Below are 21,920 nucleotides of genomic sequence, written 5' to 3' on the forward strand. Positions count from 1 at the left end.
TGCAACTTGGTTGCAAACGAAAGTTCTTACCTTTGCAACCAGAAAAGATAACATATATAATATAATAAGGTAAGAACAATGGCACACAATCATCATCATGAACAAACGTGTTGTTCGCACGAACATCATCACGAGCCTTCTTGTTGCTCACATGAACATCAACATGAACACCATCATGACCATCATCATGAAGGACATGACCACCATCATGAGCATCATCACGGATTGAAAGGACAGTTGGCGTTGATCGTTACAACGGCAGCATTGCTGGTTGTCGCTTATGTGATGGAACAGCACTTGGCATGGCCGCAGTGGCAGTTGTTGCTGGTCTATCTAGTCCCTTACTTGCTCGTAGGCTATGGCACTTTGCGAGAAGCGGTAGAAGGACTGGCACATTGTGATGCTTTCAACGAGCACTTCCTGATGTCGATAGCTACCATTGGTGCACTTTGTATTGGTGAATATCCTGAGGCCGTCTTCGTGATGCTGTTCTTCCAGGTAGGCGAGTTGTTTGAGGGCTATGCCGAAGGGAAGAGCAGAGAGAGCATAGCACACCTGATGGATATACGTCCTGACGTGGCCCATGTGGAGCGCGACGGTGCAGTGCTTGATGTGATGCCCGATGAAGTGGGGGTAGGTGAGATCATCTTGGTGCGCCCCGGTGAGAAGGTACCCTTGGATGGCGTCGTCGTAGAAGGCTCTTCTGCCTTGAATACCGTGGCGCTGACAGGCGAGAGCGTGCCTCGTGATGTAGCAGTGCAGGATGAGGTAATATCTGGTTGTATCAACCTGCAGGGAGTGATTCGAGTGCGTACCACTAAGGCCTTTGGCGAGAGTACGGTCTCGAAGATTATCAATCTGGTGGAGAATGCGGGTGAGAGCAAGTCGAAGAGCGAGACCTTTATCACGCGTTTTGCGCGTATCTATACGCCGGTAGTTGTGTTCCTAGCCATAGGTATTGCTGTCTTGCCACCACTGTTGGGCGCAGGCAGCTTCACGACATGGCTCTATCGCGCCCTGATGTTCTTGGTAGTCTCTTGTCCTTGTGCATTGGTCATCAGCGTCCCATTGACGTTCTTTGGCGGTCTTGGTGGCGCCTCGCGTAGGGGAATTTTGATTAAGGGAGCCAACTATATCGATGTGTTGTCGCGACTGGACACGGTGGTCTTCGATAAGACTGGCACGCTGACCCATGGCCAGTTTGCTGTCACGGCTGTTCATCCCGAGCAATACGATGCCCAGCAGTTGCTGCATCTAGCTGCTCATGTGGAGCACTTCTCTACGCATCCTATTGGAGCGGCTCTGCGTGATGCCTTCCCCGATGAGGCTACTGATGGCTGCAGCGTCAGCGATGTGCAGGAGATATCGGGCCACGGTGTGAAGGCTAAGATTGGTGAACTGGAGGTATCTGTTGGTAACACGAAGATGATGGATAGCGTCGGTGCCAAGTGGCACGACTGCCATCATGTGGGTACCATCATCCATGTGGCCATCGACGGACAATATGCAGGTCATATCGTGATCAACGACCAGGTGAAGGCAGATAGCGCTGAGGCGATTGTACGATTGCGTGAGTTGGGCATCAAACAACTGGTGATGCTCACTGGCGATAGAGAAGAGGTGGCTGCAGATGTAGCTGAGAAACTTGGGCTGACAACATATCACGCCGAACTTCTTCCAGAAGATAAAGTGAAGATTGTTGAGGCTTTGGCACCCGGTCACCAACTGGCTTTCGTGGGCGATGGTATCAATGATGCGCCTGTGCTGGCACGTGCAGATGTCGGTATTGCGATGGGAGGACTGGGTAGCGATGCGGCTATCGAGGCAGCCGATGTGGTGTTGATGGATGATCAACCTTCAAAGATTGCTCTGGCCATACGCATTGCTCGCCGAACCATTGGCATCGCTCGTCAGAATGTGCTGTTTGCCATTGGTGTAAAGACGCTCGTACTGATATTGGCAACCTTCGGTCTTGCCACGATGTGGATGGCTGTCTTCGCTGATGTGGGTGTGACGGTATTAGCTGTTCTCAATGCGATGCGCGCATTGAGACAGCATTAGTTGTCGTGATATTCAAAGACACCTCCGAAGTCGGGGTTCTCTCCAAATACCTCACCTTCGTCCGTTTCTTCAGTTCCTTCCTGATTGGCGTTAGGGTTGTTTTCGATGATAGGCTGATTATAGTCTTTACGGAGTGAGCCTACCACAAGCAGGAAGTCGTTGTAGTGGATGGTGGGAATAACAACGCCGAGGATGCCGATGCCACAACGAACACCGTCAGGACGGAAGTTGTTGCACAGACTCATGGTGGCAAAGATGGTGTGGTCGTTGTATTCCAAGCGGTTGTTCTTCTTAAACAGCTTGTACATCTCTACCTCACTGATGGTGTCGGCAGTGGTGAACATATAGCTGAAGTTGTTGAGCGCATTGTCCATCCAGTCGCCATTGATACTGTCATGAGCGTTGATACACTGACGGATGTCGTCTTCCATGACAGTGCGCATGCGTTCTTCCGACGGGCAGAAGATGGCCAGAATGATAGACAAGACACCAAGGATGGCACCTAAGATGACGAGTCGACCGAAACAGCTGTGGGTGAACTCGTAACTGAGTGATTCTCGCTTGCGGAATGAACCGCCACCTGACTGATACATATGCGTTGTTTGTTAATTGGTTTGTCTTAATGATGAATCAGGTTCATGAACTCCTGACGAGTCTTTGCCTGTTCGAAAGCACCGCTGAACTCGCTGGTGGTAGTCACCGAGTTCTGCTTCTCTACGCCACGCATCTGCATGCACATATGCTTGGCTTCCACCACTACCATGACACCTAAGGGGTGCAGTGTCTCTTCGATACATTTGCGAATCTGCAGCGTCATGCGCTCTTGCACTTGCAGGCGGTGACTGTAGATATCTACCACACGGGCAATCTTTGAGAGGCCGGTGATGTAGCCATTGGGGATGTAAGCCACGTGTACCTTGCCGTACATGGGCAGCATGTGATGTTCGCACAGTGAGAAGAAGTCGATGTCCTTGACAATGACCATCTGACTGTAGTCCTCCTTGAAGAGGGCATCTGTCAGCACCTTGTGCGCATCCATTTCATAACCGCGTGTCAACACCTGCATAGCCTTGGCTACTCGGGTGGGCGTCTTCAGCAGACCTTCGCGCTCTGTGTTCTCGCCCAGCAGTTCTATGATACTTTTATAGTGTGATGCAAGTTCTTCTGTTTTCTTTTCTAGTTCCATGATAACATGTTTAATCTGCAACGCTGATTTTGCCTTTCACGATAGTGGCAGACTCATATCCCAGTTTGCGTACTTCTTCTACTTTTGCTTTGGCATCCTCGTAGTTGCGATAGTTGCCCATACGGCAGATCCATCGGGGAGAGTAGAAGTGCACATACACCTCTTCTCCTGGGAACAACTGTTTGAGTGCGTTGCCTGTTTTCTCTGCTTTCTGGCGATCACTGCGTGTGTTGCCTCCAGCAAATACCTGAATACGATAGCCTATGGCTTTGTGATAATGTTTGGGTGCAGCAACGGTATCGGCTGATGGTGTTGCTGAGTTGTTACCGACCTCGTTTTGTGTGCCATTGCTGGCTGAAGTCGTCTTTGTGGCGGCTGCAGCCGTCTTGGTTGTTGCAGCCGGTTTGGTGGCTGGCTTAGTGGCAGGCTTGGTTATAGTCTTTGTCGGTTTGGCCGACGAATGCGTGCCGTTCACCAGGTCTTCAATCTCTTTGTCCTGATGGATGGTCACGGTACCTCCACCCGCTGTGGTCTGCTGAACACGTTGGGTAAAAGTCTGTGCGTCGGCATTGATAGCAATGCCGGCACACAGAGTTAGTATAGTGATGAATAGCTTCATCATATATTCATTTCTTATTTGAAGGCGTCGATGATGCCCTTGAAGTCTGCGCACTTCAGTGAAGCACCGCCAATCAGACCACCGTCGATGTCGGGCTTAGCGAACAGCTCAGGAGCGTTAGAAGCCTTGCATGAACCGCCATAGAGGATGGTGGTGTCGTCGGCAACAGCCTGACCATACTTCTCAGCGATGATAGAACGGATGTAAGCGTGGATCTCCTCAGCCTGCTCAGCAGTAGCGGTCTTACCAGTACCGATAGCCCAGATTGGCTCGTAGGCGATCACGATCTTGCGGAAGTCCTCCTCAGAGAGGTTGAATACGCTGCCCTCGAGCTCGGCCTTAACCACCTCGTTCTGCTTGCCAGCCTCGCGCTCCTCGAGTGACTCACCGATACAGAAGATCACCTTCAGATCGTTCTTCTGTGCCAGCAGCACCTTCTCCTTCAGGATCTCGGGAGTCTCCTTATAGTACTCACGACGCTCTGAGTGACCCAGGATCACGTACTGAGCACCAGTGCTCTTTACCATCTCGGCAGAAACCTCACCAGTGAAAGCGCCCTTCTCCTTGTCTGCGCAGTTCTCTGCACCCAGACCGATGATAGACTGATCGAGGAACTGAGCGATAGAAGCTAAGTGAATGAATGGGGTGCAGATTACTACACCGCAGTTGGGCTTCTCTGCCTTCAGTGTCTCGTTCAGCTCTTTTGCAAGAGCAATACCATCCTGGAGATTCATGTTCATCTTCCAGTTACCTGCTACAATTTTCTTTCTCATTTTCTTTTCTTTTTTTATTGTTGGTGTTAAACGATTGGTTTTAATTCTAATCCATTTTGTCCACATCCACATGCGGTCGGCCAGGCTGAGCAGCGTCAGTGGCAACACGAACCATAACATGAGCATGGCGATGCGGCGTGCCACCGAGTCTTCCTGTATACTGCCTTCCTGCAGCTCATGCAGTGGCTTGCTGCTGTCCAGTTCAGGCAGGCGGTTGTGGCTCCATTTCTGTATGATGACGCCATCGTGCAGCAGCAGAAGTCCTGGGTTGCTGCGTATGACGGTCTTCAGCAGCACATCGTCGGTCTGGTAGAATGCATATTCCGCACCAGTTCTGTCTCTCCACTGGTTCACGGCTTTCTCGCCGCTTGCTGTGAGTCCATAGAAAGCATAGCCGTTGTCTTTGGTGTACTCATAGAGCTCGTTGATGACGTCCAGCTGTGAGTCGTCGGCTTGCTCCAGGTGGGGCGAGATGAGCAACATGGTGTAGCTACTGTCGTTCAGTACCTGTTCGGTGATGTCTTCGCCGTCGCGCTCCATGAACAAGTCGGCGTAGGGCGAGTCCTCACCTTCCATCATCCGTTGCCAGCCCGCTCTCAGGTCTGTGCCTATGCGATAGGGTCGGAAGTCGAACAGCGGTTTGTCATAAAGACACCATGTTGAGGTGATGAGTATGAACAGCGCCGTGTAGTTGATCACCAGCCACTGGTTGGGCTCGCTGATGAAGCGAAACATCCGTGTGGGCTTGTGGGCCACGATGATGGCAGCCGACAGCAGGACCACGTTTTTCCAGAATGTCTGCCAGTTGGTGAGAATGATGGCGTCGCCAAAGCATCCGCAGTCTCTGATGGGGTTGCTGATGGCCAGCCACAGTGTCAGGGGTGTCATCACCAGCATGATGGCTAATGCCAGTCGTGAAGACAACTTCCTTCTGATTGCAAACAACAGAAAGATGCCTAAGCAAAATTCCGTGGCGCCCAGCAGCACCGACAGCCCCAGTGTTGCCATGTCGGGCAGCCAACCTCCCAGATGCATGGCTGTCAGGTAGTCCTGTATCTTGTATTGCGTGCCGAGCGGATCGATGGCCTTAACAAATCCAGAGAGGATAAAGACCAGCGCCAGCACCATGCGGGCTATGTTTACAATCAGTATTCTCACTTCTCCAACTTAATCAGTCCGAAGACTGCATAGTTGATAATATCCATATAGTTGGCATCAATGCCTTCGCTCACCAGCGTGGCTCCGCCTAAGTCTTCTATTTCCTTGATGCGCTCAATCTTGGTCAGGATGAGGTCCGTGTAGCTGCTCACGCGCATGTCGCGCCACGCTTCGTCGTAGTCGTGGTTCTTGCGTTTCATCAGTTCCAGGGCCTCTTTGGTATAGTGATCGTAGAGCGTCATGGCTTTGTCGTTGTTCATATCCACGCAGTCGGCAAAGCCTTTCTCCAGTTGAATCAGTCCCACGATGCCATAGTTGATCAGCGCCATGAACTCCGGGCGTATGCCTTCGCCCACCAGCGACTCCTGTTTAATCTCCAGCGAACGGATGCGCTTGGCTTTGATAAACAACTGGTCGGTCAGCGATGAGGGTCGCAGGATGCGCCACGAGGCACCGTAGTCGTGCAACTTCTTCGAAAAGATGTCGCGACATTCGGCTATGGCAGCCTCAAACTGTGCATTAGTTTTTTCAAATTTGTTCATATTTCGGGTGCAAAGTTACTAAATAAATATGAATTACACATTAATAATAAGGATTATGAACCTCGAATTATGAAATATTAATCATTTTGTTTTTTGCGGATATACTTGATTTTTGCACCAAGTGTGTTCCATTGCACCTGCAGCGAGTCGCGCTTCATGCGTAGCAGTGTCAGCTCGGTCAGTTCCTCGGCGGTGGCTTTCAGTGCTCGCTTGTGCTCCTCCACGATGGTCTTCTTCTGCTCATATTCAGCCTTCGTCGCCTCCAGTGCTTCATCGACGCGTGCCAGTTCCTCTTGTGAGGCCAGTAGGGTGGAGTCTTGCTTGTTCTTGAGGGCAGCCCGGCGCTGTTCTATTTCGTCTCTTCTTGAGTTGCTACAGGCGGTGGCGACCAGTGCTAAAGCGATAGTAGCAATGAGTAATCGCTGTTGTTTCATACTTCAATCATTTAGGGACAGTCCGCGTAAAATCAGGACTGCATATTTGGGTACAAAGTTAATCAAAAAAAGACTAAATGCCAAAAATAACTTGTTTTTTTGTCTGAAAGTTCGTAACTTTGCACCCTCAAAAGAGTTATATACGTAAATGAAGTTGTATTCTGACGAAGAACTGGCCAAGATTCTTGACCAGGATATTTTCCACAAAATTAGCGATGTGGCCGATCATCTGGGCGTAGAGTGCTACGTGGTGGGTGGCTATGTTCGCGATATCTTCCTCGAGCGCCCCAGCAACGACATCGATGTGGTGGTGGTTGGTAGTGGTATCGAGGTGGCCAAGGCCCTGAAGAAGGTGCTTGGTCGCCATGCTCATCTCTCTGTTTTCAGGAATTTCGGCACGGCTCAGGTGAAGTTCAACGACACCGAGGTCGAGTTCGTAGGTGCCCGCCGCGAGAGCTATAGTCACGACTCGCGCAAGCCCATCGTGGAAGATGGTACGCTGGAAGACGATCAGAACCGCCGCGACTTCACCATCAATGCGATGGCCATCTGCTTGAACCGTAGCCGTTTTGGTGAACTCGTCGATCCTTTCAATGGATTGGCCGACCTGGAAGATGGTATCATCGCCACCCCTCTTGATCCCGATATCACATTCAGTGACGACCCGCTTCGCATGATGCGTTGCATACGTTTCGCTACGCAGCTCAACTTCCAGATAGAGGAAGCTACCTTCGATGCCCTTCAGCGCATGGCCGATCGCATCAAGATTGTCAGTGGCGAGCGTATCGAAGTGGAACTGAATAAAATTATGATGGCTCCCCATCCCAGCAAGGGCCTGGTTGACCTGCAGCGCTGTGGCCTGCTGAACATCATCCTCCCCGAGGTGGCAGCGCTCGACATCGTGGAGCAGAAGAATGGCCGTGCCCATAAGAATAACTTCTATCATACGCTTGAGGTGCTGGAGAATGTGGTGAAAGCGACTCACGAGACCCACCCCCAACCCCTCCCTGTGAGGGAGGGGAGTGAACGCTCTCAAGATGGAGTAGGTGTTGAGGGGAGTGAATGCTCTCAGACGAATGCTTCTGCTTCCCGTACCGATGGACTGGGTGAAAACCGAATTCTTTATTTGCGCTGGGCTGCTTTGCTTCATGATATTGGTAAGACGAAGACCAAACGATGGGATGCTTCCATAGGTTGGACGTTCCATAATCACAACTATGTGGGCGCCAAGATGGTGGCCGATCTGTTCCGTCGCTTGAAGTTGCCCCTCGGTGCCGAGATGAAATACGTTCAGAAGCTGGTTGATCTGCACATGCGTCCTCAGGTGATTGCCGATAGCGAGGTGACAGACTCGGCCGTTCGTCGCTTGTTGAACGATGCCGGTGATGACATCGACGACCTGATGACCCTCTGCGAAGCCGATATCACCTCGAAGAATGAAGTTAGGAAAAAGATGTTCCTCGAGAACTTCCGTATGGTACGCGAAAAGCTGGCAGACCTTAAGGAGAAAGACTATAAGCGTCTGTTGCAGCCTGTTATCGATGGCAACGAAATCATGGAGCTCTTCCATCTCTCGCCTTCGCGCGAGGTGGGCACCCTGAAACAATGCTTGAAAGACGCCGTATTAGATAATAAGGTAGAAAACGAGCGCGAACCTCTGATGCAGCTCCTCATGGAGAAAGCGCGCGAGATGGGAATCGCCTAATATGAGCGTTATATTCTAAAAGTGCCACTTTTCCACAAGAAGAGTGGCACTTTTGTTGTCATCGCCCTTTGTTAATAGCTTTTCTATGAGGATAGCTCCCCTCCCTTTGGAGGGGCTGGGGGAGGCTCCCCCTGTTGTTTTTTGTTAAAGTATCACTTTGTCTTGGGGTAAAATCGTGTTGTTATCGCAAACAGACGTTTTGTTTATTTGATAATTTTATCATTTCGGTGGTAAAAAAGTCCGTTTTTAATAGCAAAAATGGATATAAATTAAGAAAATGCAATTAAAAAATGAATTTTTTTTGTAATTTTATTGATTATTCCGTTTTTATTGTTAATTTTGCACCCCGAAACCAAACTACACCGAATTGACATCGGTTTGTAAGTGAGAAAGCAGATGAAGTGACAATTTGTAATTCATTCTATTTAATTTTATATTGGTTATACACAAACATTTATTTAATATTAACTTAATAGAAGTCTTATGAGCAAAAGACTAGCATTGCTTCTGATGACCCTTTTCCTCGTAGTAGGTGGGGCATTCTCTCAGACGAGAGTCAATGGTACCGTCATGTCAAAGGACGATGGTGAGCCCGTTATCGGCGCATCAGTTTTAGTTGTTGGCACCAATGTCGGTACAGTTACTAACAGTGAAGGACAGTTCTCTCTGAATGTTCCTGCAGGTAAGAAGACACTTCGTATTTCTTACATTGGTATGGAAACTCTGGAATTGCCCGCAAGCGCAAACATGCGCATTTTGTTGACCAGCGATCACAATTCTCTGGACGAGGTGATTGTTGTTGCTTACGGTACAGCAAAGAAATCTTCATTCACAGGTTCGGCTACTGCCATGAAGGAGAAAGACATGTCAGCCCAGAAGGGTTCGCTTGTTAAGTCTCTCGAAGGTAAGGTGGCTGGTGTACGTGTAGGTTCATCTATTGGTGACCCAGGTGCTGACCAGAACATCCAGATCCGTGGTATCGGTTCTATCAATGGTTCTACTCAGCCTCTGTATGTTATCGACGGTGTGCCCGTACTGGCTAACTCAGACGGTTACATGTCATCAAGCATCAAGTCTCAGTCTATTTTGGCTACCCTCAACCCCAACGATATCGAGAGCATGACCATCCTGAAGGATGCTGCTGCAGCATCACTTTATGGTTCACGTGCTGCCAATGGTGTTGTTATCATCACCACTAAGAAGGGTGCTAAGGGTAAGACCAACGTACACTACGATATGCAGATTGGTACTCAGCAGATTGCTAAGAAGAGCGCCATGAACACCATGAATGCTGCTCAGCTGAAGGAGTACTATACAGACGCTTTGACACACTTCTTTGAGTTGAATTATACTGAAGACGATCTGTTCGCTGATTATGGTACAAGAGATTTTGCTGAAGCCGGTAAGTTAGAGGCTGCTTCTGGTTGGTTCCATGACTATGATGGCACTACAAGCACAGACTGGTTTGATCAGGTTTATCACAATGCTCTGACTCAGGACCATCAGCTCTCTATCGATGGTGGTAACGACAAGACCAAGTTCTATGTTGGTTTGGGTTACAATGATTCTGAGGGTGTCGTAAAGGGCACTCAGTTCCAGCGCTACAGTGGTCGTGTGAACTTGGATCACCAGGTTAACGACTGGTTGAAGATTGGCGTTAAGCAGATGATTTCTTTCTCTGACACCAAGGGTCTTCGTGACCAGGGCGATCAGGAGCAGGGTTTCGGTACAACTACACCTTGGTCTGTACTGTACTCTTTGGACCCCACAGCTGTGAATAAGAATGCTGATGGTTCATATAATAATGATGTTGCTTTCGGTAAGGTTGCTAACCCCAACAACATGTTTGGTGTTGAGAGCGGTGAGTATGCCGAGTTCGTGAAGTCAAACATGATGCGTAGCATGAGCAACCTCGAGGCTGAGGTTAAGCTGCCTTACGACCTCGTTGCTCGTACCATCTTCGGTTATGACTACACCAACAATAAGTTGCAGGAGTTCTGGTCTCCTCTGAGCGTTAACGGTGAGTCACTTGGTGGCTTGGGTCAGCGTTGGGACTTCACCAGCAAGACTCTGACCTCTTCTACCACTCTGGGTTACAACCATCAGTTTGGTAAGCACTCGGTAAGCGCACTGGGCGGTTACGAGTACGAGAAGCGCCAGATGCCTTATCTGACAGCATCTGCAAAGGGTTATGGTACTTACAAACTGCCAGAGCTTTCTAACGGTCAGTCTTATCAAACTGGTAGCGCTATCTATGAGGCTATGCTTTCTTCTTGGCTCGGTAAGGCCGACTATAACTATGACAACAAGTACTATGCTGGCTTGAGCTTCCGTCGTGACGGTTCTTCTCGTCTGGCTAAGGACAATCGCTGGTCTAACTTCTGGTCAGTATCTGCTGCATGGCGTATCTCTCAGGAGTCTTTCCTGCAGGACAATCCTCTCTTCTCTGACTTGAAGCTGCGTGCTTCTTACGGTACCAATGGTAACCTGCCCACCGGTATGTATCAGTACATGCCTCAGTATGCTACCAGCGGTGGTTATGGTGCAAACGGTGCTTACTACTGGTCAACTCCAGGTAACGAAGCCCTGACATGGGAGAAGTCTAAGAACTTCAACGTTGGTTTCGACTGGACACTCTTCAACCGTGTATCACTCACTCTCGAGTATTACAAGAAGATGACCGATGATCTGATCTTCTCTACCCCTGTATCTTACGTAACTGGTTTCGGTTCTAACATCAACAATATTGGTAAGCTGGAGAACAGCGGTCTCGAGTTCAGCGTTTCTTCTCAGAACATCCGTACTAAGGACTTCAGCTGGACCACCGACTTCAACCTGACATGGCAGAAGATTGAGGTGAAGGAGCTGCCTGGCGGCGATGACGTTCAGTATGGTGATGGTAACATGTACCTGCTCCGCGAGGGCGAGTCTATGCACACCTTCTACCTCCCCGAATGGAAGGGCGTTGATCCTGAGACCGGTCTTGGTGAGTTCTGGCTCGATCCCTCTGATCACTCAAAGGGCACAACCAACTACTACGCAAAGGCTGGTAAGGGTAAGGTTGGTAAGGCAGTTCCCGATGTACTCGGTGGTATGACCAACACCTTCCGCTACAAGGACTTCGATCTGTCGTTCATGATTTCTTATCAGTTCGGTGCCGATATGTTCGACTATCCCGGATACTTCCTTACCTTCAGTGACGGTGTACGCGTTGGTTCATTCAACGTTCACGAGTCTGTTGCTGGCAACTACTGGAAGCAGCCTGGTGATGTAGTTGAATTCCCCAAACCTATCTATGGCAACCCCTATCGTTCAGATAGGTTCTCTTCACGTACCATCCGTTCTACCGACAATATCCGTGTTCGTGATATCACTCTGGGCTACAACGTGCCTCTGTTCAAGCAGTACATCAACAGCCTGCGTGTGTACTTCCGTACCACCAACCCATTCATGATCTACTGCGCAACTAAGGACGTAGATCCCGACGTTGATGTAAACGGTTATCGTCAGACCGATACACCTCCTACACGTCAGTTCCTGTTTGGTCTGAACCTGACTTTCTAATATTCAATACATCAATAATAGAATCATAACATATGAAAAAGATATATTTAGTTTTAGGTCTGGTTGCTGGACTGAGCCTTTCATCTTGCAGCCTCGACTCAGAGCCAACAACTTCGCTTGGCGAAGGCGTGGCTATCACGACAGAGTCTGATTTGCAGTACGCTGTCAATGGTATCGGTTATCTGATGTCTGAAGATCGTATGCTCTACGGTTCTGAGTTCGGACTCTATGCCGACCTTCTTACCAACGAGTTTAAGTATGTTGATGACTACGGTCAGAGCACTGCTATTGCTCGTTACACTTTGACCAAGTACGATGAGCTGCCCGATTATGCTTATGCTGATATGTATGGTGCTATCGCCAACTGTAACAAGGCACTCGAGTTGTCTGAGGCACTCGAGCAGACCGAGACTGTTGACAAACTGCGTGGTCAGCTTTATGCATGGCGCGCACTGCTGCACTTCGACTTGGCTCGCCTTTTCGCTCACATTCCAACAGCTGTTGATGATGTGAACGCAGCTAACTCTGGTATCGTTCTCTCTGACCATGTCGTAGCTCCCGACTTCAAGGGCGATCGTGCTACTCTGGCACAGACCTACAAGCAGATCACCGACGACTTCACACAGGCTATGAATCTGCTTGAGGCTTCTAAGGACGAGAAGAAGGAGACTGGTTACTTCAACTACTATGCAGCTTTGGCTCTGCGTGCACGTGCCAACCTCTATGCTGGCAACTATGCAGAAGCTCTGGCTGATGCTAAAGAGGTAATCAAGAATGGTGGCTACGAACTCTACACACCTTCTAACTATGTAAAGGCTTGGGAGCAGGAGGGTACTTCAGAGTCAATCTTCGAACTTCTGATCACCGCCAACTACAATGCTCAGCGTAACTCGCTTGGTTATTACACCGATGCTTCTGGTTACCCCGAGGCTGCCCTGGATGAAGATGGAAATATTCTGACCTACCTGAAGGCTAATCCCGCTGACGTTCGCTCTAAGATGATCAAGGAGCAGGCAGTTAAGGGCGTTGCAGGCACTCATTTCTTCCCCGCTAAGTATCCCGGTCGTGATGGTCTCTACGTTAACAACCCCAAAATCATCCGTCTCTCTGAGGTTTACCTCATCGCTGCAGAGGCTGAGCTGAAGGGCAACAACGATGGCGCTAAGGCTGCTTTCTACATCAACGAGATTGAGAAGAACCGTGTAACTGGTTACACCGATGTTGCTACTGTTACTATCGACGACGTGATTGCTGAGTACGAGAAGGAGTTCTTCGCTGAGAACCAGATTGCATTTGCTTACTGGCGTAACAAGAAGAGCATCACCAACCAGGTTAACAATGTTATCAACTGCAATGATAACCAGACCATCCTGCCTATCCCACAGCGTGAGATTGACTTCTATCCTGGACTGGTTCAGAACACAGGTTATTAATCCTATGAGTTTATATTGCAAGTTTCCTTGTTGATAGATTCTTGCAATCATCATAAGACACTCCGCACTGTTTGTGTGCGGGGTGTCTTTTTTTTTATATAAACTTTTGATAGATTAGAAATTATTTTATATCTTTGCATTATAAAACAATTAATTATTAATCTCTTTTTAACTAAATTGCGATGAAGCCTTTTTTATTATCAGTAAGTTTGTTGTTCATCATAGGTTTGTTCTATGGTTGCAGTAGTAATGATGAAATCGATATCAAAGACAGGAATATTCTGGGCTACTGGGAAAGTACAGAAATTTTTGAAAGAAGAGGAGGCTTGTTGTTTACTGCAGATGGTAAAGTCAAATGGTGGGAATTGCAGCCGACATTTGATACAAAATCAAAAAAAATTGATGAAGTGTACTCCGAAAGCCTTTGGGGGTATTTCTGGTTCGAGGATAATGGTGCGATGCATATGCAAAAACGCCCCAAAGACAGTGCCCCCAATCCAGATGAACTGTATTACAAAGTTGTGAGTCTAACAAGTGATTGTATGGTTATTCGTACTTTTGGTGGCATTATGGGAACTTCGTTAAAAGATGGTTATGACCGCACGTACAGGAAATTGCTAAGCCGCTGAGACCATCCTTTTAGCTAATCATGGGTTCACTTCAGTTCCTTCTGTCGCTTCGCATTCTTGCTTTGCAAGCGTCCATCTGGAAGACGTGGTCGTGGTGGCAGATTCCGGACTGATGACCAAGAAGAATGTGCAGTTACTGCAGACCGGGAAATACAAGTACATTCTCGGGGCGAGAATCCGCAATGAGGCCAAGGAAATCAGGGAGTGGATTCTGTCTCAGGAGAAGGAGGAGAATACATATCCGGAATATGAGAAGACGCACATCTTGATGATTTACGTCTCAAAAACGCTAGTTCGAGCATTTTCGTTGATGTCGTTTTGTTAAGAATTTCATTGTTTTTGTGTGAAAAAGGGAAAGGGATGTTAATGATATCATCTTTCACCTAATACCATAACCCTTGCAACCTAAGAAGTTGAGTGCATGCGAAACTTCAGTCAATTAATATATACAGGTCCAAATTTCATTTTCTTATAAGTAGTCTTGACGTGGGTGTTAGACCAATAATAGTATGTTTCAAACACGAGGTAACGATCATTAATACTGATTATACCGAAGCCTGTATCACTGATAGAGGGTCTGAGATGATAGCCTTTGTCGGTAACTTCCCATTTCCCCATAGGCATTTCTTCGAATTTTTCTGGTGTGACAGACCATTCGCCAAAGGTTCCATTTGCCCAAAATGCCATTCCATGCTGATGTTGCATGTCTTCCTCATCACATTCTATGCTTAGCCAATAACCTACGGGATTGATGGGATTGTTCTCGTCATCTTTGCTGCATCCTACTAATATGAGAGCAATGACGCTCATCCACAACACTTTTTTTGATGATTGTAATAAGAATGTTGTTAACTCCATAATTACTTGTTTTTGATTTCGTCTGCTATTATAATGCAAAAAAGAGAAAATCTTGCATGGAAAAGCGTTAAAGAATACAAAAAACACACATTTCCATGCAAGGTTTACGTATTTTTGAATTATTAAAATAGGAACGCGATAATAAAATGGTCGGAAAACTTATAGAGCGTGTACGGAAGAATGACCGACGAGCGATGAATCAGTTATACCAAATGTATGTTGAGGAGCTTTCATCGGTCTGCTACCGCTATGTGCCTAATAGGAACGACGCGAAAGACGTGCTACAAAATAGTTTCGTGAAAATATTCACGTCAATCCCGACCATTAGTTACCGCGACGAACCAAGCTTTAAGGCATGGATGAAACGATTGGTAGTGAACGAGACTCTCTATTTCCTAAGAGAACGAAAGAAACTCTTGTTCGTAGAACTTGATGAGTCAAACCTTCAGTTGTCTGATGAAGAAGAGCCTCAACCAGAATACTTGTCTCCTAACGAACTCCATCGACTCATCAGCGAATTGCCAGACGGCTATCGTACCGTGATAAACCTGTTTGTTTTTGAGGGGTACACCCACCAACAAATTGCAGAGATGCTGGATATCAAGGAGACAACTTCCGCTTCGCAACTCTATCATGCAAAACTGACATTGGCAAGGAAAATCAAGGAATTAATGAACGAGAAACAATGAAAGAGGATTGGACAAAAGAAATGAAACGAAAGTTGGAGGAACATCGGATGGATCCGCCTTCTGGGTTATGGGAAGACATCTGTGAACAGATGGACCTCTCGACGAGCCCTGTCCAAAAGCCAACTCTTATCAAGCGATGGCACTTAGCTTTTGCCGCTGGATTGTTGGCACTTGTTGGGTTCTTCACGTTCTATCATCAAGATAACAGCCTACCGCTTTCACAACCAAGTGCGACAACACAGGTTTTGGAAGAAATTAGCCATGAATCGATTCCTTCTGCCTCCACGCCATCAAAACCGTTCTCTTCAAACCCCGCGAATCTAATCGCCCAGAAACGACAGACCAACATATCTGTCAGGGAAGTGGCACATAACGATACGATAATTGAATCCATTCATGAAAAAGAAAAGGAGACAGAACAAGTTGCCGTTGAGAAAGCAGAAAACAAACCTTCTGTTGAGCATCCAACAACATCTGTAATAGAGAATGACTTCATGACATCCGAACGCCCTATCAAACGTTCCACAAATTCCGATAATTGGTCTTTGGGCATCAACGCTTCTGGCGGATTGTTTGCCTCCAACAACATTGTTAACGGTACTTCATACGGCTCATCCCCAAATAACTTCTACTATGTTGGAATCATTGGAAAATACCCAAACTCAGGCTATGAAACACCACTCGGTGATTACGTATGGAAGCATCAGCTTCCCTTGCGCATCGGATTGAGTTTGCAATATCAACTGAACCAACATGTGGCAGTGGTGAGTGGCATCAACTACACATATCTCTCTTCTGAGTTCTCCATCCCGTCTATTCAGAACGCCAACTATGAACAGAAGTTGCACTACCTTGGTATTCCACTCGGCATCTCATGGCAACTGTGGGCAAATCGTCACTTCCACGTCTATCTCTCTGGAGGGGGAATGTTGGAAAAATGTATTCGCTCAACGTTATCACTGGAACATCGTCAAGAAATCGAAAAACCGTGGCAGTGGTCTGTCTATGCAGCTGCTGGTGCAGAATATACCTTCACCAACCAATTCGGTATTTACTTCGAGCCCTCACTCAATTATTTCTTCAACGATAATACTTCCTTAGAACATTACTATAAGGAGCATCCACTCACACCTGCCATCGAGTTTGGCATTCGCTTACATTTGAAGAAATAATACCGTCTTTCATTCCACTTTTATGGAATGTTACATTATGGTGCGTAGAAAGCACCGTGTCTCTATTCACTCAGAATAGTTGCACTGTTTTTTTTGTTTGTTCTTTCTGTCGTTTGCAAGACAAACTAAAGCCCGATAGCTATTTTAAAAGTATGTTCGTTATTAAAAAGTATGTCCGTCTGTTCTTTCAGTCGCTCCGCTTTGTGAAAGCGGCAGAGCCGAGCGATTCTGTCTTTCCCTCTGTTATTCTGTCTGTATCAATGCACGTCTCCTTATGCTTAATATACAACTAATTTACTAATAAAATGTTAAATAAGTGAGCCGTATTTATTGTATATTTGTCTTTTTTTGTAATTTTGCATTTTGAAAACTAAGTATGGCTAATTAAGTTTTCCTCAACAAAGGAAATAAAGGAATAAGAAATATAACAATTTAAGCTTAAAGAATAATTATGAGTAAGAACAAAATGATGCTGGCTGCGGCTGTTGCAGCCATGTTGGTTTCATGTGGCGGAGGCGGTGGCCGTCCGACTTTTGGCGATAATGAGTTTCCCGTGGAGACCGTTTCTTCGCAGTCGGCTGCTCTGCAAACAAACTATCCCGCTACGATTAATGGTATTCAGGATGTAGAGATTAGACCAAAGACTTCAGGCTTTCTGACACAGGTCTGCGTTAAGGAGGGACAGACCGTCTCTGCCGGTCAGTTGTTGTTTGTTATCGACAACGAGACATTCCAGGCACAGGTGCGCCAGGCACAGGCAGCTGTCAATACGGCACAGAGCGGTGTGAACACTGCTAAACTTACTTTTGAGAACTCAAAGCAGTTGCATGCCAATAAAGTGATTGGCGACTACGAGTTGCAGACTGCCGAGAATACATATCTGAGCGCACAGGCACAGCTGGCCCAGGCAAAGGCTGCGCTGGCTTCAGCCAAAGAGGCGCTGAGCTACTGCTACGTGAAGAGCCCTGTCAAGGGCGTTGTGGGCACCCTGCCTTTCAAAAAGGGCGCCTTGGTGAGCGCATCAAACGTGCTGACCCACGTGGCCGACATCAGTCAGATGGACGTTTATTTCTCAGTCACCGAGAAAGACCTGCTGTTGCTCTCAAAGGCTGAGGGCGGTGTCAGCGGTGCCATCGATGCCTTCCCTCCAGTGAAGCTCTTGCTGGCCGACGGTAGCGAGTACGGCTATCCCGGCAAGGTAGCTACCGTCAGTGGTGTCATCGACAAGAGCACCGGTTCTGTTCAGTTGAAGGCCCAGTTCCCCAACCCCGACAAGCTGTTGAAGAGCGGCGGTTCTGGTACTATCGTTGTTCCCCAATCAGCCAACGATGCCATTGTCATCCCCCAGTCGGTGGTTGTAGAGGTACAGAACAAGAAGTTCGTCTATCTGCTCAACGACAGCAACAAGGTGGCCTACACCGAGATTACTGTCAACCCTCAGAACGATGGCAACAACTATATCGTGACCAGTGGTCTGAAGATTGGCGATAAGTACGTGACCAACGGTGTCACCAAGCTGACCGACGGTCAGGAGATTGTGCCCATCACTCCTCAGCGCTACCAAGAGAAGATCCAGGAGCAGGCTAAGGCCATGAGCGCTGGCGACATCGTGGGTGCCATGAAGAAATAAGTAGAATTGAAAAATTGAAAAATTGAAAAGTTGAAGTCTGAGAAAAACTTTAATTCTTCAATTCTTAAATTCTTAAATTTTTAAAGATAAGTAGAATTGAAAAATTGAAAAATTGAAAAGTTGAAGTCTGAGAAAAACTTTAATTCTTCAATTCTTAAATTCTTAAATTTTTAAAGAAATGACATTTACAAACTTTATCAAGCGCCCAGTACTCTCTACGGTGATCTCTATCCTCATCGTGCTGCTGGGTGTCATCGGACTGACCTCGCTGCCTATCGAGCAGTATCCCGATATTGCACCGCCTACCGTGGTGGTTTACACCAGCTATCCTGGTGCCGATGCTGAGACCGTCAAGAACTCAGTCATTACTCCTCTGGAGGAGAGCATCAACGGTGTAGAAGGTATGGACTACATCTCTTCTACCGCTTCGTCGGGTTCGGCACAGATCAGCGTGCTGTTCCGTCAGGGCATGAATGCCGACATGTGTGCCGTCAACGTGCAGAACCGCGTACAGCAGGCTCAGGCCTTGCTGCCTGCCGAGGTGACCCGTATTGGTGTGACCGTCATGAAGCGCCAGACCTCTCAGGTTATCATGTACACCCTGACCAGCGACGGTCGCTACGACGACGAGTTCCTGACCAACTATAGTAATATCAATATCGTGCCCGCCATCAAGCGTATCCAGGGCGTGGGCGACGTGCAGAGCCCAGGTCTGAAGACCTACTCTATGCGTATCTGGCTGAAACCCGATGTGATGAAGCAGTACAACCTGATGCCTTCCGACATCAGTGGCGTGCTGGCCGAACAGAACATCGAGGCTGCACCTGGTACCTTCGGCGAACTCTCTGACGTGGCCTACGAGTATGCCATGCGCTACACCGGTCGCTTCAAGACCGCCGAGGAGTTTGGCAACATCATCATCCAGAGCAATGCCGACGGCACCACGCTGAAACTGAAGGACGTGGCAAAGATCGAGCTGGGTGGTCAGCAGTATTCCGTTGCCATGAAGAACAACAACGTGCCTTCGGTGCTGGGTATGGTGCAGCAGATTGCAGGCTCTAACGCCAACGAGATTGCCAAGAACGTGAAGAAAGAGCTGGAAGAACAGTCCAAGCTGTTCCCTCCAGGCATGACCTATAAGATCAACTACGACGTCACCGAGTTCCTCTATGCTTCTATCGAAGAGGTAGTGTTCACCCTCGTGTTCACCCTTCTGCTCGTGTTCTTCGTTATCTACATCTTCTTGCAGGACTGGCGTTCTACGCTCATTCCTCTGATTGCCGTGCCTGTGTCGTTGGTAGGTACTTTCTTCTTCCTCGAACTGTTTGGCTTCTCTATCAACCTGCTCACGCTGTCGGCCTTGCTGCTGGCCATCGCCATCGTGGTCGATGATGCCATTGTGGTGGTCGAAGCCGTGCATGCCAAGTTGGACCAGGGCTATAAGTCAACCCTGACAGCCTCTATCGATGCCATGAACGAGATCTCTGGCGCCATCATCTCCATCACGCTGGTGATGTCGGCCGTGTTCATCCCTGTATCGTTCATTGGCGGCACCAGCGGTACCTTCTACCGTGAGTTCGGTGTCACCATGGCTGTCAGCATCTTCATCTCGGCACTGAACGCTCTGACGTTGTCGCCTGCGCTTTGTGCCATCTTCCTGAAGGCCCACGACGAGAATGGTCATGAGAAGAAACTCTCACGCATCGACAAGTTCCACATGGCCTTCAATACCGCCTACGACGGCATTCTGGGCAAGTATAAGTCGCGTATTGAAAAGCTGGTACATCGTCCTGTTGCCATCCTGGTGACGGTGGTCATCGGTATTGCCGTGCTCGTTGTCTCGCTGGTTACCAGCAAGACCGGCCTGGTTCCCGACGAGGATACCGGCACCATCTTCTGTACTATCTCTATGCCACCTGCCACCTCTGTGGCCCGCACCCAGCAGGTCATCGCCGAGGTTGACAGCATCTTGGCAGCCGACCCGGCAGTACAGAACCGCGAGCAAATCCAGGGTTACAACTTCATCGCCGGTTCTGGTTCCGACCAGGCCACGTTCATCGTGAAGCTGAAGCCCTTCAGCGAGCGCCAGAAAGGACTGTGGTGGAAGATCTCTGGCCTGTGGCAGGGCGACGGCATCTACCGTTTCTTCCTCAACCCCTACGAGTCTAACGGTGTGCTGGCTCAAATCTATCTGAAGACGGCCCACATCAAGGATGCCCAGATTCTGGCTTTCGCACCGCCTATGATTCCTGGCTTCTCGGCCAACAGCGGTGTGTCTATCGTCATGCAGGACCGCACCGGCGGTTCGCTGGATAAGTTCTTTGGCGTGGTCAAAGACTATCTGGCTGAGCTCAACAAGCGTCCTGAATTCCAGATGGCACAGACCTCATACAATCCTAACTATCCACAGTATATGGTGCATGTAGATGTGGCCAAGTGTAAGCAGAGCGGCATCTCGCCTGCCACCGTCCTCTCTACGTTGCAGGGTTACTACGGTGGACTCTACGCCTCTAACTTCAATGCCTATGGTAAACTCTACCGTGTCATGGTGCAGGGCTCGCCCGAGACCCGCATGACGCCCGAGTCGCTCAACAGCGTCTATGTGCGCACCGCCGCAGGCATGGCACCCGTCAAGGAGTTCTGCCAGCTGGAGCGCGTCTATGGTCCTTCAAACATCAACCGCTTCAACCTGTTCACGTCTATCAACGTGACTGCCACCGTGGCTGATGGCTATTCCACCGGTGAGGCCATCAAGGCCGCCCAGGAAGTGGCTGCGCAGGTGCTGCCCACGGGCTACACCTACGACTATCAGGGTCTGACGCGTGAAGAGGCCAAGGCTTCAAACACCACTGGCATCATCTTCCTGCTGTGTATCATCTTTATCTATCTGATTCTTTCGGCCCAGTACGAGTCTTATCTGCTGCCGCTGGCCGTTATCCTCTCCGTACCGTTCGGTCTGGCAGGCTGCTTCCTGTTCACCATGTTGTTCGGCCATGCCAACGATATCTACATGCAGATCTCGCTCATCATGCTGATTGGTCTGTTGGCCAAGAACGCCATCCTGATTGTACAGTTCGCCCTTGAGCGCCGCAGCACCGGTATGGCCATCACATGGTCGGCAGTGTTGGGTTCTGCAGCGCGTCTGCGTCCTATCCTGATGACCTCTCTGGCCATGATTATCGGTCTGCTGCCTCTGATGTTTGCCAGCGGTGTAGGCAAGAACGGTAACCAGACGCTGGGTGCAGCAGCCGTGGGCGGTATGCTTATCGGTACGCTCTGTCAGCTCTTCGTTGTGCCTACGCTGTTCGTCATCTTCCAGACGCTGCAAGAGAAGTTCAGACCGATGAAGTTCGAAGGCGACGACGAGAATCCTGATGTGGCCACCGAGCTGCAGCAGTATGCTAATCGCCCCGTTGATTATACGCTTGAAAAATAGCAGTCCCTGCCTCCATTCCCCAATCGGGGAG

18 protein-coding genes are annotated in these 21,920 nt (G+C 48.7%); 11 read left to right on the plus strand and 7 right to left on the minus strand.

What is annotated here, in order from left to right; translation table 11 throughout:
* The first annotated feature begins 97 nt into the window (after positions 1–97).
* Positions 98–229: a hypothetical protein gene (locus T433_RS16900; RefSeq protein ID WP_282706087.1), complete on the plus strand. Its 132-nt coding sequence runs from the start codon at positions 98–100 to the stop codon at positions 227–229.
* Complete coding sequence (locus T433_RS0104315) at positions 226–2,061, plus strand: heavy metal translocating P-type ATPase (protein ID WP_027454988.1); 1,836 nt, start codon at positions 226–228, stop codon at positions 2,059–2,061. Before T433_RS16900 ends, T433_RS0104315 begins: the two co-directional genes overlap by 4 nt.
* On the opposite strand, the gene T433_RS0104320 is transcribed toward T433_RS0104315, so the two are convergent.
* From T433_RS0104320 to T433_RS0104350, 6 genes are all read right to left on the minus strand, one after another.
* Positions 2,058–2,654 carry a hypothetical protein gene (locus T433_RS0104320; RefSeq protein ID WP_027454989.1) on the minus strand — a complete coding sequence of 199 codons (597 nt, stop codon included), beginning with the start codon at positions 2,652–2,654 and terminating at the stop codon, positions 2,058–2,060. The two genes, T433_RS0104315 and T433_RS0104320, sit on opposite strands and share 4 nt — an antisense overlap.
* Positions 2,655–2,680: 26 nt before the next feature.
* A complete protein-coding gene (gene folE / locus T433_RS0104325) occupies positions 2,681–3,247 on the minus strand; it encodes a GTP cyclohydrolase I FolE (RefSeq protein ID WP_044109203.1) in 567 nt (188 codons plus the stop codon).
* Positions 3,248–3,257: 10 nt separating this feature from the next.
* Positions 3,258–3,869: an SPOR domain-containing protein gene (locus T433_RS0104330; protein ID WP_052356983.1), complete on the minus strand. Its 612-nt coding sequence runs from the start codon at positions 3,867–3,869 to the stop codon at positions 3,258–3,260.
* 11 nt (positions 3,870–3,880) lie between these two features.
* On the minus strand, positions 3,881–5,797 hold the full coding sequence (gene tpiA, locus T433_RS16145) for a triose-phosphate isomerase (protein ID WP_345938758.1): 1,917 nt from the start codon (positions 5,795–5,797) through the stop codon (positions 3,881–3,883).
* Positions 5,794–6,339, minus strand: a complete 546-nt coding sequence (locus T433_RS0104345) for a DUF1599 domain-containing protein (protein ID WP_027454991.1) — start codon at positions 6,337–6,339, stop codon at positions 5,794–5,796. The genes tpiA and T433_RS0104345 overlap by 4 nt, the downstream gene beginning before the upstream one ends.
* A gap of 77 nt (positions 6,340–6,416) precedes the next feature.
* A complete protein-coding gene (locus T433_RS0104350; RefSeq protein WP_027454992.1) occupies positions 6,417–6,773 on the minus strand; it encodes a hypothetical protein in 357 nt (118 codons plus the stop codon).
* Positions 6,774–6,921: 148 nt separating this feature from the next.
* Here T433_RS0104350 and T433_RS0104355 point away from each other — a divergent pair, with 148 nt between their 5' ends.
* The 5 genes from T433_RS0104355 (at position 6,922) to T433_RS16730 (ending at position 14,429) form a co-directional block, all read left to right on the plus strand.
* Positions 6,922–8,478 carry a CCA tRNA nucleotidyltransferase gene (locus T433_RS0104355; RefSeq protein ID WP_027454993.1) on the plus strand — a complete coding sequence of 519 codons (1,557 nt, stop codon included), beginning with the start codon at positions 6,922–6,924 and terminating at the stop codon, positions 8,476–8,478.
* 483 nt (positions 8,479–8,961) lie between these two features.
* Complete coding sequence (locus T433_RS0104360) at positions 8,962–12,042, plus strand: SusC/RagA family TonB-linked outer membrane protein (protein WP_155808359.1); 3,081 nt, start codon at positions 8,962–8,964, stop codon at positions 12,040–12,042.
* Between the two features lie 32 nt (positions 12,043–12,074).
* On the plus strand, positions 12,075–13,475 hold the full coding sequence (locus T433_RS0104365; protein WP_027454995.1) for a RagB/SusD family nutrient uptake outer membrane protein: 1,401 nt from the start codon (positions 12,075–12,077) through the stop codon (positions 13,473–13,475).
* A gap of 182 nt (positions 13,476–13,657) precedes the next feature.
* The gene (locus tag T433_RS0104370; protein ID WP_027454996.1) at positions 13,658–14,104 is read left to right on the plus strand and encodes a hypothetical protein; all 447 of its coding nucleotides are present in this window, start codon (positions 13,658–13,660) and stop codon (positions 14,102–14,104) included.
* Between the two features lie 94 nt (positions 14,105–14,198).
* Positions 14,199–14,429 carry a hypothetical protein gene (locus T433_RS16730; protein ID WP_155808361.1) on the plus strand — a complete coding sequence of 77 codons (231 nt, stop codon included), beginning with the start codon at positions 14,199–14,201 and terminating at the stop codon, positions 14,427–14,429.
* Positions 14,430–14,539: 110 nt separating this feature from the next.
* On the opposite strand, the gene T433_RS0104380 is transcribed toward T433_RS16730, so the two are convergent.
* Positions 14,540–14,962 carry a hypothetical protein gene (locus T433_RS0104380; protein WP_155808363.1) on the minus strand — a complete coding sequence of 141 codons (423 nt, stop codon included), beginning with the start codon at positions 14,960–14,962 and terminating at the stop codon, positions 14,540–14,542.
* Positions 14,963–15,156: 194 nt separating this feature from the next.
* On the opposite strand from T433_RS0104380, the gene T433_RS0104385 reads away from it, so the two are divergent.
* The 4 genes from T433_RS0104385 (at position 15,157) to T433_RS0104400 (ending at position 21,889) form a co-directional block, all read left to right on the plus strand.
* Positions 15,157–15,651 carry an RNA polymerase sigma factor gene (locus T433_RS0104385; RefSeq protein WP_248616479.1) on the plus strand — a complete coding sequence of 165 codons (495 nt, stop codon included), beginning with the start codon at positions 15,157–15,159 and terminating at the stop codon, positions 15,649–15,651.
* On the plus strand, positions 15,648–16,823 hold the full coding sequence (locus T433_RS0104390) for an outer membrane beta-barrel protein (protein WP_027454999.1): 1,176 nt from the start codon (positions 15,648–15,650) through the stop codon (positions 16,821–16,823). Before T433_RS0104385 ends, T433_RS0104390 begins: the two co-directional genes overlap by 4 nt.
* A 451-nt stretch (positions 16,824–17,274) precedes the next feature.
* On the plus strand, positions 17,275–18,453 hold the full coding sequence (locus tag T433_RS0104395; RefSeq protein WP_027449912.1) for an efflux RND transporter periplasmic adaptor subunit: 1,179 nt from the start codon (positions 17,275–17,277) through the stop codon (positions 18,451–18,453).
* A gap of 178 nt (positions 18,454–18,631) precedes the next feature.
* Positions 18,632–21,889 (plus strand): efflux RND transporter permease subunit, encoded by a 3,258-nt coding sequence (locus T433_RS0104400; RefSeq protein WP_027455000.1) that lies wholly within the window; start codon positions 18,632–18,634, stop codon positions 21,887–21,889.
* Positions 21,890–21,920: the final 31 nt, after the last annotated feature.

Source organism: Xylanibacter brevis ATCC 19188 (assembly GCF_000621725.1).
GTDB lineage: Bacteria > Bacteroidota > Bacteroidia > Bacteroidales > Bacteroidaceae > Prevotella > Prevotella brevis.

Excerpts from the sequence above, each read along its gene's own strand:
- T433_RS16900 (WP_282706087.1), top strand. The coding sequence starts at position 98 with ATGAACAAACGTGTTGTTCGCACGAACATCATCACGAGCCTTCTTGTT.
- T433_RS0104320 (WP_027454989.1), bottom strand. The coding sequence starts at position 2,654 with ATGTATCAGTCAGGTGGCGGTTCATTCCGCAAGCGAGAATCACTCAGT.
- folE (WP_044109203.1), bottom strand. The coding sequence starts at position 3,247 with ATGGAACTAGAAAAGAAAACAGAAGAACTTGCATCACACTATAAAAGT.
- T433_RS0104330 (WP_052356983.1), bottom strand. The coding sequence starts at position 3,869 with ATGATGAAGCTATTCATCACTATACTAACTCTGTGTGCCGGCATTGCT.
- T433_RS0104345 (WP_027454991.1), bottom strand. The coding sequence starts at position 6,339 with ATGAACAAATTTGAAAAAACTAATGCACAGTTTGAGGCTGCCATAGCC.
- T433_RS0104350 (WP_027454992.1), bottom strand. The coding sequence starts at position 6,773 with ATGAAACAACAGCGATTACTCATTGCTACTATCGCTTTAGCACTGGTC.
- T433_RS0104355 (WP_027454993.1), top strand. The coding sequence starts at position 6,922 with ATGAAGTTGTATTCTGACGAAGAACTGGCCAAGATTCTTGACCAGGAT.
- T433_RS0104360 (WP_155808359.1), top strand. The coding sequence starts at position 8,962 with ATGAGCAAAAGACTAGCATTGCTTCTGATGACCCTTTTCCTCGTAGTA.
- T433_RS0104365 (WP_027454995.1), top strand. The coding sequence starts at position 12,075 with ATGAAAAAGATATATTTAGTTTTAGGTCTGGTTGCTGGACTGAGCCTT.
- T433_RS0104370 (WP_027454996.1), top strand. The coding sequence starts at position 13,658 with ATGAAGCCTTTTTTATTATCAGTAAGTTTGTTGTTCATCATAGGTTTG.
- T433_RS0104380 (WP_155808363.1), bottom strand. The coding sequence starts at position 14,962 with ATGGAGTTAACAACATTCTTATTACAATCATCAAAAAAAGTGTTGTGG.
- T433_RS0104385 (WP_248616479.1), top strand. The coding sequence starts at position 15,157 with ATGAATCAGTTATACCAAATGTATGTTGAGGAGCTTTCATCGGTCTGC.
- T433_RS0104390 (WP_027454999.1), top strand. The coding sequence starts at position 15,648 with ATGAAAGAGGATTGGACAAAAGAAATGAAACGAAAGTTGGAGGAACAT.
- T433_RS0104395 (WP_027449912.1), top strand. The coding sequence starts at position 17,275 with ATGAGTAAGAACAAAATGATGCTGGCTGCGGCTGTTGCAGCCATGTTG.
- T433_RS0104400 (WP_027455000.1), top strand. The coding sequence starts at position 18,632 with ATGACATTTACAAACTTTATCAAGCGCCCAGTACTCTCTACGGTGATC.